The following is a 20,235-nucleotide window of genomic DNA, read 5'->3' as shown; positions in this document are numbered from 1 at the left end:
AACAAAAACTCCTTTTGTAAAAGGATTATTTTAATGTGTAGCGTTCTGAACGCTTTTCTAACATCTGTTGTACGATTGATAACAAGAAACAAATAACCCAATAAATAAGACCTGCTTCAAAATAAACAATTAAAAACTCGTAGTTCATCGCCGCAATTTCCTGCGCTTTTCGGAACATTTCTGTTACTAAAATTAACGATGCTAATGAAGTATCCTTCACTAAGCTAATAAATGTATTCGAAAGCGGCGGGATTGATACGCGCGTTGCTTGTGGTAAAATAACACGTTTTAATGCTTGTGGATATGTCATCCCAATTGTATAAGCTGCTTCCCACTGCCCTTTCGGAATGGAAAGGATAGAAGCACGAATAATTTCAGATGCATATGCACCGACATTTAATGAAAATCCAACAACTGCTGCTGTATATGGCTCAACTTCAATATTAAGAGTTGGAAGACCATAGAAAATAATAAATAACTGTACAAGAAGTGGCGTCCCGCGAATGATAGATACATAGATACGAGCAATCCATTGTAAAATACGACTACCTGAAATACGTGCGAGCGCTGTTAACGTCGCAAGTATAAGACCGATAATAAATGTAATAAGCGTTAATGGAATTGTTGTAAAAACAGCTTCCTTCAGCATAGGCATGAAGGAAGTCTGCATAATATCTATCCAAGTAGACAATCGATCTGAAACTAATGCACTACTTAGATACATTTTCACCGAACCATTTTTTCGTTATTTTGTCATACGTACCGTCTTTTTTCATATCTTCTAACGCTTTATCTACTTCTTGTACAAGCTTATCGCTACCTTTACGGAATAAGAATCCACTTTCTGAAGCTTCTTTTTCTGTATCTACAATTTTAATTTTTGCATCTTTTTTCGTTTCTAAATAATTTAATACTGATAACTTATCATTAATTGTAAAATCAACGCGTCCTGAAGCTAATAATTCTGCCGCTTGGCTAAATCCTTCTACACCAATAATTTCCGCACCGTTTTTCTTAGCAATATCTGCATAGTTACTCGTTAAAGATTGTGCTCCTTTTAACCCTTTTACATCAGCAAATGTAGCAGGCTTATCTTTATCTTTTGCGATAACTAATGCCGCTGAAGATGAAATGTACGGTTTAGAGAAATCGTATTTCTTTTGACGATCTTCACGAATACCAACTTCGTTTGCAACCATATCGAAACGTTTTGCATCTAGGCCAGCAAGTAAGCTATCCCATTGTGTTTCTTTAAATACAGGTTTTACACCTAAACGTTTTGCAACTTCTTCTGCTAATTCAACATCGAATCCAGTTAATTTATTGCTTGAATCGTGGAACGTAAATGGTGGATATGTACCTTCTGTACCAATTACAAGTTCACCGCTTTGTTTAATCTTTTGTAACGCGTCTTGACTAGCTGTATCTTTTTTCTCTTCTTTACCGCAGCCGGCTACAATCCCGATCGCTAATGTAGTTACTGCAAGCACTGAAAATAATTTCTTCATGATAGTAATCCTCCAAGTATTCTGATAGGAATTTAAAAACTATATTGATTGTATGCAATCTTGAACAATTTTTCAATGAAAATGTTCTTATTTAGTTTATCCTTTTTCTTCATAATCAAACAAAAGGGAAAAATAACGCTACATACAAAAAATAAGTAACATTTTTTAATATAGCATTTATGGAGAAAAAGGTAAAACAATACTTCTTATTTAACTGTCGTAATTCGCTAAAGAGTCGACATGTTCATCAATAAAAAAGAACTTGTGAAAATCACAAGTTCTCCTCCATACATATTAAGCACTCTGATTGCCTTCCATTTGCGTTTTATACATATCGTAATAACGCCCGCGCTTTTTCATGAGTTCATCATGAGAGCCTTTTTCTAAAATGGTTCCTCTATCGAGCACAATAATTTGATCTGCGCTTTTAATCGTTGAAAGGCGGTGAGCGATAATAAATGTCGTTCTTCCTTTTTTTACAACTTCTAGTGCTTGTTGAATCATCGCCTCTGTTTCTGTATCAATACTAGACGTTGCTTCATCTAAAATTAAAATAGCTGGATCAAAAGCGAGCGCCCTAGCAAACGAAATAAGCTGACGTTCTCCAGTGGAAAGCGTACTTCCCTTTTCTGTAATTTCCTCATTTATATTGTTCGCAAATCTTTCAGCACCAACATCACGTAACGCCTTTACAATGCGCTCTTTTGAAATTTTTTCATTTTCTAAGCTTACATTGGAAGCGACCGTCCCACTAAAAAGAAACGGGTCTTGCAGTACGATTCCCATATGTTCACGGGTTGCTTGTTTCGGCATCTCTTTTACATCGTGACCATCAATCGTAAGCTTTCCTTTTTCAAACTCATAAAATTGAAAGAGTACATTCATGATAGAACTTTTTCCTGATCCAGTATGACCGACAAGTGCCACTGTCTCGCCTTGTTTCGCTTCAAAAGAAATATTTTTTAACACTTCATCTTTTCCATTATAAGAAAATGATACATTATCAAATTTTACATTTCCTTTTAAACGAGGCATACGTTCTTCTTCTACCGGTTCCCCTTTTTCCTCTAACAATTCAAAGACACGTTCTGATGCAACGCGCGCTTGCTCTAAGTTTGCAAGCTGGTTCACCATATTCGTAATTGGCGAGAATAATCGTGTTAAATAATCGACGAACGCATACAGTACCCCAAGTGAAATAATACCTGTAGCACTTAATGACGCACCGCCGAAATACCAAATTACTCCTGTGAAAGCGATATTTCTTAATACGGCTACTAAGTTATGCGAAGTTGCTGCATTTAAATTTAAAATTTTATTTTGATACTTAAAATAATCGCCATTTAATTCTTCAAATTCTTTTTTCGTTTCACGCTCTTGACGGAACGCTTGAATAATTGGCATCCCTTGAATGGATTCATTCACTGTTCCGTTAATATCAGATAAACGAGAGCGCATTTTATGATTGTATACAGACGCGTATTTTCTATAAAGAATCGCCCAAACAATTAAAATTGGGATAATTAATAAACATAATGAAGCGAGCTTCACATCTAATAAAAATAACGCAGCGAATATCCCAATAATATAGATGATACTAGAAACGAATGTTGCCAGCACCGTTACATATAAATCACGAATGGCCTCTGTATCATTCGTCACACGCGAAACAATTTTCCCCGCCGGTAAATGATCAAAGTACCGAATTGGCAACGTTTGAATATGAGAAAAAACATCGTCCCTCATAATTTGAATAATTTTGTTCGCTGCCTTTTGCAAGAAGAACTGCTTTCCGTATGCAAATAATGACACGACTACTAATAAAGCGAAATAGCCACCACCAAGTAATAATAGACGGTTTATTTCTGGTTTATAAAATGCAAATACTTCTTCCTTTGTTAATGCTTGCGCTTTATACACTTGCACCGCTTTACCATTTTGAACGGTAATCATATCCCCTTTTACAGTACGTGACCCTTCCGCATTTACTTTATTCGGTACAAAATAATATTGAAAACCGACTTGCATCACACGTACTTCTTTACCTTTTGTCTCGCCTTGTTCAAAGCGATCACTTCGCTTATAAAAAGCGCCATTATACGAAACAGCTTCTTCACTCTTTTCTGTTTCATACCAAGGTTTCTCTATCCCGACGATATGATCATCAATCATCGTTTTAGCAACGAAAGGACCAGCAAGCTCTGCGATGACGAAAATAAATAACATTAACATCGCAGCAAAAATCGTCCCTTTCACTTTCATCGCGTATTGAAACAATCGTTTTGAAACGCTCATATTTTCACCCCACTATCCGCACTTTCACTTTCACCTTGTTGTCTTTCAAACTGTTCAGCATACCAGCCTCCGCTCTGGATAAGCTGAGCATGCGTACCTTCTTCTATAACTGCGCCTTCATCCATAACGAGAATCCAATCCGCATGTTGCACTGCAGATAAACGATGCGTCGTAATAATCGTCGTCTTTCCACTTCTTTCCGTTCTTATATTTTCAATGATCGCTGCTTCCGTACGAGCATCTACAGCTGATAAAGAATCATCCAAAATTAAAATTTCTGGATTTTGAATAACAGCTCGTGCAATCGAGATCCTTTGTTTTTGCCCTCCTGATAAAGAAACACCTTTCTCTCCAACGAGCGTTTCTAACCCTTCTGGTAAAAACTCTAAATCCTTTTTAAACGCAGCAATTTCAATTGCTTTCTCTAGTTCTTCTTCAGTCGCTTCCCTATTTCCGAATAAAATATTTTCTCGCGCTGTTTTTGAGAACAAAATATGCTCCTGCGGTACATAACCAATCCAGCCGAGTACATTTTCATTCGTCATTTTATCTAATGTCACATCAGAAACTGCAATATCTCCATCTCCAAGCGGATATTGGCGAAGAAGCTGACGTACAAGCGTCGTTTTCCCGCTTCCTGTTTTTCCGACAACCCCTAGCGTTTCTCCTTGCTTTAATGTGAAAGAAACCTTTTTTAAATTTTCTTCAGTTGATGAAGGATATGAGAAAGACACATCATCAAACTGAATATAATCCGGCTCTTGCACAAGCTTTGGATGTTTCGGATTCTTTACATCTGGCTCATACGCTAACGTTTCATTCACACGGTCAAGCGAAGCATTTCCTCTTTGCATAACATTAATTAATTCACCAATTGCAAACATCGGCCAAATCATCATCCCTAAATACACGTTAAAAGAAACGAGTTCACCAAGCGTCACCTTTGACTGGAACACAAGGTATGCACCGTACACTAAGCCGATTAAATAACTAAGACCGACAAGCATTTTCACAGTTGGTTGGAATAATGCATCAATCTTTGCTACCTTCATATTTTTTTCGTAGACGTCATCTCCTAAATGATGAAATCTTTCCTCGTCTGCATTCTCTTGTACATATGCACGAATAACACGCACACCAGCGATTGATTCAAGCACTTTATCGTTCATATCACCAAACGCATCTTGCGCAACGGTAAATCTTTCATGCAATTTCTTTCCATATATATTCATCGCATACGCCATAATTGGAAGCGGAATAAGCGCTGCAAATGTAAGCTCCCAACTAATTGTAAATCCCATCATAAAGACAATCGTAAGCATATATAAACTAGAATCCACAAGCGTTAATATACCAAAACCAGCTGTCATAGCGATTGCTTTCAAATCATTTGTCGCTCTCGCCATTAAATCACCAGTACGATTTTTTTGATAAAAAGTCGGCGTCATCTTAAGTAAATGCCCCATAAATTTAGAGCGCATCGTTTTCTCAAGTACGAATGCACCGCCAAACAATTGATGTTGCCATACGAAAGTGAGGCCATATCCAACGATCGTAACCCCTATTAAAATAAGAATAGACTGTATAATAGCTTCGTTCGATAACGTTCCTGTTTTTATGTTATCTATCGTAACCCCTAACACTTTCGGGGGAATCACTTCAACTATATTCACAATTAAAAGAGCTCCAATGGCAATACTATATCTCTTCCAGTGCTCCCTAAAAAACCATTTTAGCTTTAGTAATACTGATAACAATGTAACCTCTCCCTTCTCGTTCTCGTTTACCTCTCATTTCTTTATCCACTATCCAGACCTATCACATTTACATTTCGTAACCCATACAATCTCATCACATTTTTCCACCTTCCAAAGTTTTTTATCGGAACTAAACAAGGGAAAATAAACAAAAAAAAGCATACCGCCGCTTGACGATATGCACAGGAATGCATAAAAGCGTACGTTACGATATACGCAACGTACGCTTCTTATAAGACAAAGATGCCCTATATATCCGTACGGGTTGCGTAATGATATGAATGTTTTCTGCCATTTAACAGAGCTAAGCCCATTACATTTACGATTACAATCATTACGCACACCCCTTTCATTTATTTTCCATTTATAATCTTACAACTTTATTGAGTATTCTGTCAATTATTTTTTCACACTTTAAATAAAAATATATGATACACCATTTTGAAATAAGAGAATGTTCTGTAAGAAAGGGCATACAAAATAAAAAAAGAATAAGAAATCGTTTTCACAAACATTTCATTTGAAAAATGTTATCAAACCCCCTACAATCACCTTATACTCACTCTTACAAGTTGCTATTTTAGGAGGACTAATCATGACAACTAGCAATACGTACAAATTTTATTTAAACGGAGAATGGAGAGAAAGCTCTTCAGGAGAAACAATCGAAATTCCATCTCCATACTTACACGAAGTAATTGGACAAGTACAAGCAATTACTCGCGGAGAAGTGGATGAAGCAATTGCATCTGCAAAAGAAGCTCAAAAATCATGGGCTGAAGCTTCCCTACAAGATCGCGCAAAATACTTATATAAATGGGCTGATGAGCTCGTAAATATGCAGGATGAAATTGCCGATATCATTATGAAAGAAGTCGGTAAAGGATATAAAGATGCGAAGAAAGAAGTTGTTCGTACAGCTGACTTCATTCGTTACACGATCGAAGAAGCTTTACATATGCACGGAGAAAGCATGATGGGCGATAGCTTCCCGGGCGGTACAAAATCTAAGCTTGCGATTATCCAACGCGCACCACTTGGTGTTGTATTAGCAATCGCACCATTTAACTACCCAGTAAACTTATCTGCTGCAAAACTTGCACCAGCATTAATTATGGGTAACGCTGTTATTTTCAAACCAGCAACTCAAGGTGCAATTAGTGGTATTAAAATGGTTGAAGCACTTCATAAAGCTGGCCTTCCAAAAGGACTTGTAAACGTAGCGACAGGACGCGGTTCTGTAATTGGTGACTACTTAGTAGAACACGAAGGCATCAATATGGTATCGTTCACAGGTGGTACAAACACAGGTAAACATTTAGCGAAAAAAGCTTCAATGATTCCACTTGTATTAGAACTTGGTGGTAAAGACCCTGGTATCGTTCGTGAAGATGCTGATTTACAAGATGCTGCAAACCATATCGTAAGCGGTGCATTCTCTTACTCTGGTCAACGTTGTACAGCTATTAAACGTGTACTTGTACACGAAAACGTAGCGGACGAGCTTGTTAGCTTATTAAAAGCGCAAGTAGCTGAACTATCAGTTGGATCTCCAGAACAAGATAGCACAATCGTTCCATTAATTGACGACAAGTCTGCTGACTTCGTTCAAGGTTTAGTTGACGACGCTGTAGAAAAAGGTGCTACAATCGTTATCGGTAACAAACGTGAGCGTAACTTAATTTACCCAACATTAATCGATCACGTAACAGAAGAGATGAAAGTTGCTTGGGAAGAGCCATTCGGCCCAATCCTTCCAATCATTCGTGTTTCTTCAGATGAACAAGCAATTGAAATTGCTAACAAATCAGAGTTCGGTCTGCAAGCAAGTGTCTTCACTAAAGACATTAACAAAGCATTTGCACTTGCTAACAAAATCGAAACTGGTTCTGTACAAATTAACGGACGCACAGAGCGCGGCCCTGACCACTTCCCATTCATCGGTGTAAAAGGTTCAGGTATGGGTGCACAAGGTATTCGTAAGAGCCTTGAGTCTATGACACGTGAAAAAGTAACTGTATTAAACTTAGTTTAATCTTATAAAAAGAAGCTGATCTATTTATAGATCAGCTTCTTTTCTATATAAATACTTCCAAAAAACGGAGTATTTCGTTCTACTTCCGATTTGGTTTTCCAAATCGAACTAAAACATGCCATAATAATTTTAATTCCTGAAGCACTTCTTCATAAGTTCCACGATCACTCCAAGATAATGGATTGCGTTTCAAATCTACTACAGCAGAGCCAATTATATTTGCATCGATACAATGATTCCGTGCAATGCGTCTTGCTAAAGATGGCATTTTTGAACCTCTAAAATCCATCGGAACTTCGTCTACCATAAGTACAAAACCGATGTGCCAATACAAATCTATAGCATACTTCAGGCAAATTTCTTCTAAAACTTTCCCTACATCCGTACCCTTAAATGAAGGATCTGCAACAAGCGCCTCCACGTCTTCTTTAAGAGAAATCTCTCCATGAATCTGCGCTTCAATATAATGATTAAGATTACGGGCTGGCTCTTTGCTTACTAAATCTATAAACGGCCTTTTCAGGTTAGCTAGTAAATGATTAATTAATATTGTTGGCGTCAAATTCCCTTCACCAATTGCAAAATCTCTTACGAATGTCTCTTCCAAAAGAGCAGCTAAAATCATATCAAACTCCTCATAAGTCCCCTTTTCTTTCGGATCTTGATGCGAATCTAAATATGTATATGTAGAGCGCGAAGAAACTTTTGGAGATAAGAGAAAATAACATGAACCAAAACGCGGAGCCGGCCCATCTGGATGTAACATTAAATTTAGCGCTCCGTATTTTGGCCGTTGATCATTCGTTACGCCTTCTAATTGATATGCCCCTCCAAATATTCTCTTTTCCCAAAGGTCACGTTCACCACCAGGATAAGCAGATACGCTTCCATTAGATAGCAATGTTTCAAACTGACTTTTATATACTCCTTGCTCAAACAGTGCTTCAGCAACACTTTTCATATTCGAATCTAGTCTGTCTGGATGAAAGTGTAAAGCAATCCTTGCGTGAGATTTTAAATTAGCGACAGCTTCTTCAAATATTTCATCTGTAATATTAGACATTTTAAGTATATGATTAATCGTTGCTTTAGCCTCACGTTTTTCGTTCTCTGCATATTTGGAAATATACTCTAAAGCAAATAATTGAGATCTTGATAATTCCATAATCAAACCTCTCCTTTAATTAAAATGACCTTAATCATTTCAATTAAAAGCTTATTCTTTCCTTCTTATGAAACGAACCTGATTTATTTAAAAACGTAATTTACTAAATCTTAATTATGTATACACGCATTTTTCATAGGCAAATGTACACATTCTACAGAAATTTGATACCCTAGCCATCGCTCAGCGATATGTTCAAATGATAAAACAGATCCCGTTGTAAAAAAGCGATGCTTCGGATTCAGATTGTCAGACAAAATTCCTTTGTGCTGTAAAATGGTACTTAACTCTATCGCTGTTTCTTCTGCCGAACTAATAATCGTTACAGCCTCTCCTAGTTCTTTTTTAATATAGGACTCTAAAAGTGGATAATGCGTACATCCAAGAATTAACGTATCTATATCTTCTTTCGTTAACGGCAGTAAAGCTTGTTTCACTTGCTGCGTGACATATGCTGTATCTTCTAAGTGATTTTCTACAACTGTAGCTAAAGTCGGGCACGCATGACTATGCACTTCCAAATATGTATCCAGCTCGTGTAATGCTTTTTCGTACATATTAGATTTTATCGTACCTACAGTTCCAATTACTCCGATTTTCTCTTTCTTTGTTACTTTAATTGCCGCTCTTGCTCCTGGATGTATAACGCCAATAACTGGAATGGAAAGTACTTCTTGCAGCGCAGTCAATGCAGCAGCTGCAGCAGTATTACATGCTACGACTAGCGCTTTTAATGGAAACTGTTTGAGGAACTCAACCATTTCAAATACGAAAGATTGCACCTCCTCTACACTTCTTGGCCCATACGGGCAACGCTTATTATCACCAATATAATAAATGCTTTCTTTAGGCAATTGTCTTATAATTTCGCTCGCAACTGTTAATCCCCCAACTCCCGAATCTAACACACCTATTACTGAATGTTTATGACATACAGACATTTACTTCATCCCCTTTTCAATCATCTATCGCTAATAACATGTATTATATTACGAAAATTCAAATATCACATAACAATCCCTCTCACTTTTAATCACAAACTCTTCTCTATAATCTGATTATTACTATATCCATTGACGTATAAAAATTCATTTGTTACTCTTAAAGACGTTAATTTAATATTTAAATCCTCATTCGTATCTCGGTGAGGTAGAGGTTGCAATCATTAAGAGTATCATTTCAGGAGATGTAGTGGCATTGATGAAGGAATGAGAAAGGAATGTTTGCCGAAGTAAGTCGTGTCCACCATGCACGCTTGCTGGGTCTGCATTTAATAAGTGCAGAACTGTCACAAACGTTTCGTTTGTGGAGAGCTATCGAGAGGTATGTCGTGGGTTTCTTATAAGATAGAAAGCATGTAGCGGCAAATTACGTGCTTTTTTTGTTTTGTTTGGGACTTCTCTTCCTGACTCAGGAAGACATACATATCTCCTCGCTTGACTTGGTTATACTAACTTTGGAGGTATTTTCTATGCAACAAAAAAAATGGGGCTTTTGGGTACTAACAGCTTTCGTTGTCGGTAACATGGTTGGCGCTGGTATTTTCATGGTGCCAAGTACGTTGGCACAAACAGCAAGCCCACTCGGTGTCACTTTAGCTTGGTTAACTACAGGGTTTGGTGTTTTAATGCTAGCTCTTGTTTTCGGTAATTTAGCAATTCGTCGTCCTGATTTAACGACAGGGCCACAAAGTCATGCATATGCTTTATTCTCAACACCAAAAAAGAAAAAAATGGCTGGCTTCAGTATGGTATGGGGATATTGGGTTGCAAACTGGGCAAGTAACGTTGCCATCATTACATCATTTGCGGGATATTTATCACTCTTCTTCCCAATTATGAAAGATACGCGACTACTATTTTCAATCGGCTCGTTTAACGTAGAAGTCGGAAAACTAATTACATTTACGATTTGTTCCATCTTACTTTGGGGAACTCATATTATATTAACAAACGGTGTAAGCGGAGCTGGAAAACTAAACTTCTTAGCAACAACAACGAAAGTAACTGGATTCCTTTTATTCATCGTCGTTACGTTATTTGCATTCGAAGCTTCTAAATTTGGACAATGGTACACACCGATGATTGATAAATCAGGGGCATCACACGGTCTTCTTTCACAAGTGAATTTAGCTGCTCTTACAACACTTTGGGCGTTTATCGGAATTGAATCAGCCGTTCTTTTATCAAACCGTGCTGTTTCTCCAAAAACGGTAAAACGCGCAACAGTTGCGGGATTACTTATTACAGTTGCCATCTACTTAGGAATCACAATTTTAACAATGGGTGTACTTCACGTTGATAAATTACAAGCTTCTGAACGTCCATTAGCAGATGCACTAAACGCTGCAATGGGTCACGGCGGCGGGAAACTGATGGCATTACTTGCTCTTACTTCCCTGTTCGGTTCTATCTTAGGCTGGATTTTATTAAGCTCAGAAGTACCTTATCAAGCAGCAAAAGAAGGTTTCTTCCCTTCCTTCTTCACGAAAACAAATAAAAAAGGAAGTCCAATTTACTCATTACGATTAACAAACATTATGTCGCAAGTGTTCCTATTCTCAACATTATCAGGAACCATTGCGGAAGCTTATACATTCGTTATTACCGTATCGACACTGGCCTACCTCATTCCATATCTCGTTTCACCAATCTTCCAGTTAAAACTAGTCGCAACTGGTGAAACATATAAAAATGAAATGCGGGCAAGAATTACAGATGGCATAGTCGCAGTTATCGCACTTTGCTACGCACTATGGGTTATTAAAACGGGCGCATCCGATATAAAAACGTTCCTTCTCGGAATTGGTTTATTCGTAATCGGATTTGCTTTCTATCCATTAATGAATCGTGATCAGAAAAAAAATAACGAAAAGAAAAACGGGCAAGTTGCATAACGCAATTTGCTCGTTTTTTCTTTTGTAAAACATATATAATAGAACAAAGAGGTGAAAAACATGTCAATCGAATCGCTATGGAGCAGTCGCTTCCAACAACATATTCAAAATATCATTACATACTTTGCACGTATGATTAACGGTTTACTATATAGCTTTATCTTTATTTCATGCGTTGGTGCATATTATTATGCTCAGTTTCTAAAAGCATCTCCTTCTAAAGGAATATCTTTAATAATTATAACGATTGTACTTACATTCATTACAACGAGATGCCCTATCCGTACATTTATTCAAAAACCTGATGCTGTCTATTTACTAGCACTAGAAGAGAAATTAACATCTTATTTCAAAAAATCTCTTCTATACAATTACATCATTCAGCTTTTCCCATTGTTATTTACGTTCCTTATTCTCGTTCCACTTGCTATGCAATCATTGCAATTAACTGTACCTTTTTTATGTACAATCTTTATCGTGTTAATGATTACGAAAGCCTGGAACATGTACATACATTGGATGTGGCGTGATAGTCACGAAAAAAATATATGGCTAATCATTCGTATTACTTGTAACGCCCTAATCATTTACATGCTGTTTTATTCCGCAAATGTTCTCATATTGGGCGGACTACTCTTACTACTTGCTTTCCTACTTCTATATACGAAAAAACAGCCTACAAAACGAATACCGTGGGATTACATAATCGAGCAAGAAGAAAAAATGAACGTTCGTTTTTATCAATTTGCTAGCATTTTCACAGATGTTCCGCAACTGAATAAACAAGTAAATAAAAGAAAATGGCTTACAAATTGGATTGAACCTTTATTACATAAAAAACGAGCAACTTTCTTCTATTTAAATACATTAGCATTTTTACGTGGAAATGATTATTTCGGTATATATATTCGCTTAGGATTGATCGGTGCTTTCGCCTTATATTTCATACCAAATATATACGTAAAAGGCGCTATCGCATATATCGTCCTATATATGATTTCTATGCAGCTCCGTTCCCTGTGGAAATATTTTTCGGGAAATATTATTGTAGCATTATATCCAATTGATACTGAGAAACGAATGAATCAATTTCTTCACTTAATCTTTATATTGCTAAGCATTCAACTCATTGTATTTTCAATTGTTATACTCATTGCTACAGGTCAATTTTTACATAGCCTTATCATTATGATTGTGGGGTTACTCTGGATCAAATGTATTATTGTACCAAAAACGAAGCAACGCATTTCTTCGTTTTAACGAAAAGAATTATCTTAAAAGGCAAGGAGAAAATAAATTATCTCCTTGCCTTTTTTTATTTTTCTTCCTCAAACAAGAATCACCGATATTTTATGATTTTACATACAAAAATGATAATACATGTTTACGTCCTAATAAAAAGGGTATCTATTAATTAACAGAGTAAAGGAGGTGCCTATATTGTGAATAAAAAAATGGAGCAATTGGAACATCACGTTACGGATAATCAACGCAAACATGCTTTAACAACAAACCAAGGAATAAAAATAGCCGAGGATGAATTTTCTTTAAAGATGGGTTTAAGAGGCCCTACCTTAATGGAGGATTTCCACTTTCGCGAGAAAATGACCCACTTTGATCATGAACGAATTCCTGAAAGGATTGTTCATGCGCGCGGAGTTGGCGCACATGGTTATTTTCAGCTTTATGAATCGTTAGAAGCATATACGAAAGCAGATTTTCTTACTAATCCTTCAAAGAAAACACCTGTATTTGTACGGTTCTCAACCGTTCAAGGTTCTAAAGGATCCAACGACACAGTAAGAGATGTACGCGGATTCGCCACAAAATTTTATACAGATGAAGGAAACTATGATTTAGTGGGTAATAATATGCCAGTATTCTTTATCCAAGATGCTATTAAATTTCCTGATTTTGTCCATGCAGTTAAACCAGAACCACATAATGATATTCCTCAAGGAGCTAGCGCTCATGATACCTTTTGGGACTTTGTTGCGCATAATCCTGAGTCCACTCATATGGTCATGTGGCAAATGAGCGACCGAGCTATTCCGCGTAGTTTACGAATGATGGAAGGTTTTGGAGTTCACACATTTCGACTCATTAACGCAGAAGGAAAAGCTCATTTCGTAAAGTTTCACTGGAAACCTACCCTCGGGGTTCATTCATTAGTATGGGATGAAGCTCAAAAGATTGCCGGGAAAAATCCTGATTTTCATCGTCAAGATTTATACGAAACAATTGAAAAAGGGGATTATCCTGAATGGGAGCTTGGATTACAGTTAATTCCAGAAGAAGATGAACATAAATTTGATTTTGATATTTTAGATCCAACGAAATTATGGCCAGAAGAAGAAGTTCCCGTAAAATTAGTTGGTAAAATGACACTGAACAAAAATGTTGATAACTTCTTTGCTGAAACAGAGCAGGTAGCTTTTCACCCTGGTCATGTCGTACCAGGTATTGATTTTTCAAATGACCCTCTTCTACAAGGAAGATTATTCTCCTATACAGATACACAATTATCTCGTTTAGGGGGCCCTAATTTCCATCAAATCCCTATTAATCAGCCCGTATGTCCTTTTCATAATAATCAACGTGATGGTATGCATCAAATGCAGATTCATCGCGGTCAAACAAGCTATCATCCTAATGGATTAAATAACAATCAACCTGCAACCGTCCAAGCCGAACAAGGAGGATATGAACATTATCAAGAAAAGATTGATGGGCATAAAATTAGAGGTCGCAGTAAAAGCTTTCTTAACTTCTATTCTCAGGCTAAACTTTTCTACAATAGTATGAGCCCTATTGAAAAGCAGCACATAAAAGAAGCTTTTTGCTTTGAAGTTGGGAAGTGTAAATCAGACATGGTGAAGGCAAATGTAATTGCTCTTCTAAACCACGTCGATCGTCAATTAGCACAAGAAGTCGCTAACATTATTGGAGCTCCTTTACCTAAGGAAAATCACGAAGTAAATTCAGATGCAAAATCACCTGCACTAAGTATGTCCAATACTATTTTTAAATCTGATTCCAAAAATGTTGCAATTCTATTAAATGGTGACCCAAGCGTCTCACTTCTGTCCGAATGGATTCAAGCTTTTGTACAACACCGAATTAACTATAGCATCATAGATAATAAAATTTATCAGTTCAATGATTCCATTAAAGTAACTGATACTTATACAACAACAGACTCCTCCCTTTTTGATGCAGTATTAGTGTTTAGTAGTGAGTCTGTCATTCAACCCCCTGTTTTAGAATTTGCAGAAACTACTTTTAAACATTTTAAACCGATAGCTCATGTCCTTAGTAATCCTCATGCTTTGGACCATAGTAAGATTAAACTGGATGGAGCAGGAGTTTACAACTTAACAAATACTTCAATTGAATCATTTATAGAAGGCATTGCCCAAGGAAGATTCTGGAGCCGATAATATAATATAAGGAGCGGATTAGAATGAGTAAAAAAATTGCTATTTTAATAACGGATTATTTCGAGGATACAGAATACACAGAGCCAGTAGAAGCTTTTAAACAAAAGGGATATGAATTCACAACTATTGAAATGGAAAAAGGGAAAACGGTACACGGTAAGCAAGGAAAAAGTGAAGTCGTGATTGATAAAAGTATTGATGATGTTTCTCCAGAGAACTTTGATGCCCTCTTCATACCGGGTGGATTTTCTCCAGATATACTTCGTGCCGATGAACGTTTTGTTCGCTTTAGTAAAGCATTTATGGATGCGGAAAAACCTGTTTTCGCTATTTGTCACGGACCTCAGCTACTCATCACTGCACAAACACTTGAAGGACGCGATGTAACTGGATATAAATCTATTGAAGTCGATTTAAAAAATGCCGGCGGGAACTTTCACGACAAACAAGTAGTTGTATGCCAAAATCAGTTAGTCACAAGTAGACAACCAGAAGATATACCGGCGTTTATTAAAGAATCGTTGCGTATATTAGGATAACTACTTTAGTTAACTAACCTCCTTTTATTTACATGAAAATAATTAATCAGCAGGGTTTTATTCATCCCCACTGATTATTAGCCCTCACCAACTGGTCGTTTACAGGCAATCCGACCACCACAAATAGCAGGATAAATAAAAAGAGAGGAATCCAAAAGTTCAGTTTTAATAATCTTTTGGATTCCCCTCTTTTCTCGCCCAAAAATTCCTTATCACTTTTCATAGGCAGTTCTCATATAGTGAAAATGACTATATAATTCCTATCCATAAGTTAAATAATGATTTCGCACATATATAAATACAAAAGATGGGAGCCTAGCTATGAACAATAATCCACCTTCAACGCCCCCAAATGCAACGGAAACGAATAATAATGAAGTGAGCTTACAAACGTTACGCGTCATTGGGCTTATTGTACTGATTAGTGGCTACATATTAGTCACTCTTTCTGAAGTAGGAACATTAAAAAATCTTTTGCTACAGCCTAGTACTACTCCAAATTTAGCTGAAGTTGATCCGTTTTAAACTTGAACTACCAATTATTTTATTTTCAATTTCCCTTTTGTTCTTCTTGAGTAGTACCAGCACCATAATCAAAATAGTAATCCATTACTTGCGCTAACCATGTATCTTCCTCTTCTGTAAATGGAGATGGAGGCAGTTCTCCTGTCTCTTCTCCCTCTATCTCTTTCAGCTCTTTAACCATTCCTTCATCCATAAGTGACAATGTAGAACAAACAGCTTCATTAGCCTTTTCCAGCCACCATGCCACCAACTCCTGCACTTCTAAATCATCAACTGGTCTCCCAGCTAATTTCTTCACTCTTTTTACATAGTGAAGAAATTCTTTATCACCTTGTACCAAAGTTTCTTTTGAATGATCAAATAGAAGACTCACTATTTCTTCTGGAATATGTCTTTCAAGTCTTTTCCGCTCTAGGTTCTCTGCTTCTATACTTCTAATTAAATATATTAAAACTGTGCTATCTATTTCCGCTTCGTCTTCTAATAATACCTGTATTCGATGAATAGCACCCAATACAAGCTCAATATGCTCTTTTTTATTCTTCAAAGCTTTTTGTTGTAAGTTCAGGCTTTCACGAAAACTTAAATCTACAGTAGATTTATCCATCATCTCACTTATTTCATCTAAACTGTAGCCTAAAAATTTAAAGGTCACAATTCTTTGTAACGTTTGTACATCACATTCTGTATATAACCGATGACCTGAACGAGGATTTTTCTCGGGATTAAGTAGACCTATTTCATCATAATAATGTAACGTCCGAATAGATATTCCTGTTTTTTTTGAAAATTCTCCAATGGCAAAGCACTTTTTTTCATTCATCTTACATTACTCCTTACAATATCTTGTTATCCTTCTGTGTCTTCATCATAATACCTCACGTAACTGTAGATTCAAGGAGAATTTATTACAATAAATCCCCCTATTATTTTCCAAAATAATTATTTATATAATTTTTAACCAATATGAGAAATATCCTCTCGCTCATACCCCTTCTCTTTCCCTATCGCCTTCATAAATAATAAAATACTGCTCATACCAACGATAAAGTACAGAGCACTCATGCCCCAAGATGCAATAAATGAACCTAGCATAACACCTAATGCCCCGTTCATTTTTGCCACTTGAAAGACCATCCCGTTAATCGCCATATAAGAACCTCTTGCCTCATTTGGCACCATATCCGCCATAATAGATTGACGCACTGGCACATACATCATCTCGCCTATCGTTTGGAAAAGCCCTGCAATTAATAAAATCCATAAACTATTGCTCGTTCCGAGTATTGTAAAGCCAATCGTGTAAATGAATAAGCCTACATATAAAATTCTCAAATCGTTGAAGCTTTTCAGCAATTTAATAAGAAGTGCTGAACATAACACAACTAAAATTGTATTCTCTGCAGAAATCCAGCTCAGCATGCGAATACCTGTTAAATCAAATGTAAAACCATTCCCGAATAAAAAGTGCACCGTTTCAAATTCCTTCTGCAAGCGAACACCTAAATAATTATTAATTTGAAACTCTAAAGACAATGTACATATACTTGCTGCACAAAAAATTAAAAACGCTCTATCTTTCATTACAACTTTATAACTATCTGCCATATCTTTTAATACATTTTTCTTCTCTACTGTTTTTCTCACTACATACACTTCTTCCATATATACAGCCATCACATATAAAGTAATAATTGCAACAAGCGTTAATACGATAAACAATTGCAATCTATAGTTTTCAAATAGTAATCCACCAAATATTGCTCCAATCGCAATGGATAAATTAATAGCCCAATAATTAATGCTATACATTACTTTTCGATTTTCAGGTGTACTCACATCAATTAACATCGCCTCTGTCGCAGGATTCATAAGTCCAGATCCTAAACTATTCACTAGCATAAAGATAAATGTTAACCACGGTGAATCTACATAATCCGAATTCGCAATTCCCATACAAGCAATAGAAATGACTTGTATACTTTGACCGATAATCATAACCTTTTTACGCCCAAGCCGATCCCCAACATATCCACCGTATAAACCAATTACTAATGAAGCTATGACATTAATGAGTAGTAAAGCACCAGCAATCGCACTACCTAACTTTATTGAAAAATAAATCGCCATAAATGGAAAAATCATCGTGGACACAGTACGTGTTAAAAACGAAGTTATAATTCTAATTTTTATATTTCGATGCATACTCCAAAATCCCATTGTTTCCCCCTCCTTATGCTTACTTATTTTACTTTGAAAAAAAGGAAGAAAAAGGTTAGAATATTCTAAAGAGTTTCCCCTTTTATAGATAGAAGGAAGTGTATATATGAAAATTATGGACTATTACATTAGACTAAGACTACATGCACAAGATCAAAAACATATACAAAATAGCTTACAAGAATTAGCGGATGTTTTATATTGCAGTACGAAAAACGTAAAGATTTTATTAAAGAAAATGAGCGAGGAACAATTAATTAACTGGACTCCAGGGCGAGGCCGCGGAAATAAAACGGAAATTCTATTTATACATAATTTCGTAGAAGCGATTGAGTCCTATATAGATGAACTGTTAGCGCAAGAAAAATTAAAAGATATCTTTCTTCTTTTAAAAGAACCCCTACCCCTTGCACTTCAAAAAAAGATAGAAAATAAACTACATCATCATTTTGGATACGAACCTTCAAATGATATGTACGACGTATTAAAGATTCCTATATCGAGAAAGATATTCCCATTAGATCCGGCTTTTGTGGCTGTAACTACAGAGAGCCATCTTACAAGTCAAATTTTTGATACGTTAGTCGTCTATAACGATGTTACTGAAAAAATGGAGCCTCACATTGCGCATACGTGGGAATTAAGTGAAGATGGACTTACGTGGACCTTTTATTTACGAAAAGATATATATTTTCATAACGAAACAATTTTAACTTCTAAAGATGTACAATTTTCATTTGAAAGACTAAAGCAAGTTCAATCCCCTTTCGAATGGTTAACAGAAGAAATTATTCAAATTGAAACACCATCACCACTGCAAATTCGATTCCATTTAGCAAAACCAAATTTATTTTTCTTACACTATGTAAGTTCCATGCAACTCGCAATTTTACCGCGTGATACGAGTATTCAAAATCATCATTATATAGGTACTGGACCTTTCAAACTTGCTCATTACTCTGAAGATAATATCGTACTCGAAGCGTTCACTCATTATTTTAAAGAGCGCGCATTATTAGACCGTATTGAATTTTGGGGTATTCCTGACCATGTGCAAATAGATGCTGATTATGAACTACCAAACGAAGAGGAAAATGAAAAGCATGATATACAAATAGAAGAAATAGGTTGTATTTATGCTAGCTTCAACTTTAAAAAACCTGGTCCTCATCACGACATTTACTTTCGAAAAGCTTGGAGAGAACTATATGATGTTGAAATGATACTTCGTAACATAGAGGGTAGACGGACAATTGCTGCATCAAGCTTTTTCCCTGAAAGAAGTCGCCAAGCTTCTAAAAGATCTTACTCTTTAGAAAAAGCGAAAGAGTTTTTAACAAAGAGCACCTATAATGGAGAAACGATACATATTTACTTCTTCGCATTTAAAGATAGTGCAAATGATGCATATTTCTTAAAAGAACGATGTAAAAGTTTAGGTATACAAGTAGCGCTTCACCCATTTCCCGTTTCAGATTATATGGATCGCTCTATTGATAAACATGCCGATATTATTTTCATGGGAGAAGTGTTTGCTGCCAATCATGAAATTGCATTCTTAAATGTATTTAAAAATAAAAGTTGCTTCGTAAATCGGTTCATGGACCCACACTACGAAAAACAAATTAACTGTTTGCTAGATACATTTTTACTAGAAGAAAATAAAGAAAAGCGTTATGAACTCATGTATGAGATTGAAGAGTTTTTACAAGCAGAACACATCATTTTATTTAACTATCACGTTTTAAAAAGAAAAACATACCCTTCTTCTTTAAAAAACGTAACAATTGATTCATTCGGTTGGGCAAATTTTGCGAAGTTATGGATACAACCATCCACGTATTAAAGTATGAGT

At 36.2% G+C, this 20,235-nt stretch carries 16 protein-coding genes and 1 riboswitch; of the genes, 7 read left to right on the top strand and 9 right to left on the bottom strand.

From position 1 onward, the window contains the following. Positions 1 to 25 precede the first annotated feature (25 nt). The 4 genes from GBN91_RS20995 to GBN91_RS20975 all read right to left on the bottom strand — a co-directional run bounded on the left by GBN91_RS20995 (position 26) and on the right by GBN91_RS20975 (position 5,560). Positions 26 to 724, bottom strand: a complete 699-nt coding sequence (locus tag GBN91_RS20995) for an amino acid ABC transporter permease (protein WP_000281501.1) — start codon at positions 722 to 724, stop codon at positions 26 to 28. After that, positions 711 to 1,508, bottom strand: a complete 798-nt coding sequence (locus GBN91_RS20990; protein ID WP_025687295.1) for an amino acid ABC transporter substrate-binding protein — start codon at positions 1,506 to 1,508, stop codon at positions 711 to 713. Before GBN91_RS20990 ends, GBN91_RS20995 begins: the two co-directional genes overlap by 14 nt. Before the next feature lie 294 nt (positions 1,509 to 1,802). Further along, entirely contained in the window at positions 1,803 to 3,803 is a 2,001-nt protein-coding gene (locus tag GBN91_RS20980) for an ABC transporter ATP-binding protein (protein ID WP_152122192.1), read from the bottom strand. Beyond that, positions 3,800 to 5,560, bottom strand: a complete 1,761-nt coding sequence (locus GBN91_RS20975) for an ABC transporter ATP-binding protein (RefSeq protein ID WP_000953782.1) — start codon at positions 5,558 to 5,560, stop codon at positions 3,800 to 3,802. Before GBN91_RS20975 ends, GBN91_RS20980 begins: the two co-directional genes overlap by 4 nt. 595 nt (positions 5,561 to 6,155) lie before the next feature. Here GBN91_RS20975 and gapN point away from each other — a divergent pair. Further along, positions 6,156 to 7,595 carry an NADP-dependent glyceraldehyde-3-phosphate dehydrogenase gene (gapN, locus tag GBN91_RS20960; RefSeq protein ID WP_152122189.1) on the top strand — a complete coding sequence of 480 codons (1,440 nt, stop codon included), beginning with the start codon at positions 6,156 to 6,158 and terminating at the stop codon, positions 7,593 to 7,595. Positions 7,596 to 7,674: 79 nt separating this feature from the next. Here gapN and GBN91_RS20955 read toward each other — a convergent pair whose 3' ends face one another. Further along, on the bottom strand, positions 7,675 to 8,760 hold the full coding sequence (locus GBN91_RS20955) for a DUF3626 domain-containing protein (protein ID WP_113303920.1): 1,086 nt from the start codon (positions 8,758 to 8,760) through the stop codon (positions 7,675 to 7,677). Between the two features lie 110 nt (positions 8,761 to 8,870). Next, positions 8,871 to 9,701: a glutamate racemase gene (racE, locus tag GBN91_RS20950; protein ID WP_086424005.1), complete on the bottom strand. Its 831-nt coding sequence runs from the start codon at positions 9,699 to 9,701 to the stop codon at positions 8,871 to 8,873. A 201-nt stretch (positions 9,702 to 9,902) separates the two neighbouring features. Beyond that, a riboswitch (Lysine riboswitch) is annotated at positions 9,903 to 10,084 on the top strand. A gap of 147 nt (positions 10,085 to 10,231) precedes the next feature. On the opposite strand from racE, the gene GBN91_RS20945 reads away from it, so the two are divergent. The 4 genes from GBN91_RS20945 (at position 10,232) to GBN91_RS20930 (ending at position 15,635) form a co-directional block, all read left to right on the top strand. Next, on the top strand, positions 10,232 to 11,656 hold the full coding sequence (locus tag GBN91_RS20945) for an amino acid permease (protein ID WP_001186301.1): 1,425 nt from the start codon (positions 10,232 to 10,234) through the stop codon (positions 11,654 to 11,656). A gap of 60 nt (positions 11,657 to 11,716) precedes the next feature. Next, positions 11,717 to 12,916, top strand: a complete 1,200-nt coding sequence (locus GBN91_RS20940; RefSeq protein ID WP_152122187.1) for an ABC transporter permease — start codon at positions 11,717 to 11,719, stop codon at positions 12,914 to 12,916. A 182-nt stretch (positions 12,917 to 13,098) separates the two neighbouring features. Next, a complete protein-coding gene (locus tag GBN91_RS20935) occupies positions 13,099 to 15,096 on the top strand; it encodes a catalase (RefSeq protein ID WP_152122185.1) in 1,998 nt (665 codons plus the stop codon). Positions 15,097 to 15,119: 23 nt separating this feature from the next. Further along, positions 15,120 to 15,635, top strand: coding sequence for a type 1 glutamine amidotransferase domain-containing protein (locus tag GBN91_RS20930; RefSeq protein ID WP_152122183.1), 516 nt, complete (start codon positions 15,120 to 15,122; stop codon positions 15,633 to 15,635). Between the two features lie 61 nt (positions 15,636 to 15,696). Here GBN91_RS20930 and GBN91_RS28935 read toward each other — a convergent pair whose 3' ends face one another. Next, positions 15,697 to 15,858, bottom strand: coding sequence for a hypothetical protein (locus tag GBN91_RS28935; protein ID WP_164876537.1), 162 nt, complete (start codon positions 15,856 to 15,858; stop codon positions 15,697 to 15,699). A gap of 98 nt (positions 15,859 to 15,956) precedes the next feature. Between GBN91_RS28935 and GBN91_RS20925 the strand changes: the two genes are divergently transcribed. Continuing rightward, positions 15,957 to 16,160: a hypothetical protein gene (locus tag GBN91_RS20925; RefSeq protein WP_113303916.1), complete on the top strand. Its 204-nt coding sequence runs from the start codon at positions 15,957 to 15,959 to the stop codon at positions 16,158 to 16,160. A 25-nt stretch (positions 16,161 to 16,185) separates the two neighbouring features. Here GBN91_RS20925 and GBN91_RS20920 read toward each other — a convergent pair whose 3' ends face one another. Together GBN91_RS20920 and GBN91_RS20915 are read right to left on the bottom strand one after the other, a co-directional pair. Continuing rightward, on the bottom strand, positions 16,186 to 16,983 hold the full coding sequence (locus GBN91_RS20920; RefSeq protein ID WP_113303915.1) for a MerR family transcriptional regulator: 798 nt from the start codon (positions 16,981 to 16,983) through the stop codon (positions 16,186 to 16,188). Positions 16,984 to 17,117: 134 nt separating this feature from the next. Beyond that, positions 17,118 to 18,380, bottom strand: coding sequence for an MDR family MFS transporter (locus GBN91_RS20915; RefSeq protein ID WP_152122181.1), 1,263 nt, complete (start codon positions 18,378 to 18,380; stop codon positions 17,118 to 17,120). A 106-nt stretch (positions 18,381 to 18,486) separates the two neighbouring features. On the opposite strand from GBN91_RS20915, the gene GBN91_RS20910 reads away from it, so the two are divergent. Next, complete coding sequence (locus GBN91_RS20910) at positions 18,487 to 20,226, top strand: SgrR family transcriptional regulator (protein ID WP_152122179.1); 1,740 nt, start codon at positions 18,487 to 18,489, stop codon at positions 20,224 to 20,226. The last annotated feature ends 9 nt before the right edge of the window (positions 20,227 to 20,235 follow it).

This window comes from Bacillus sp. B1-WWTP-T-0.5-Post-4 (assembly GCF_009183795.1).
Classification (GTDB): Bacteria; Bacillota; Bacilli; order Bacillales; family Bacillaceae_G; genus Bacillus_A; species Bacillus_A cereus.
Note: the sequence above shows the minus strand (reverse complement) of the source record. Positions and strands in the feature narration are given on the sequence as shown.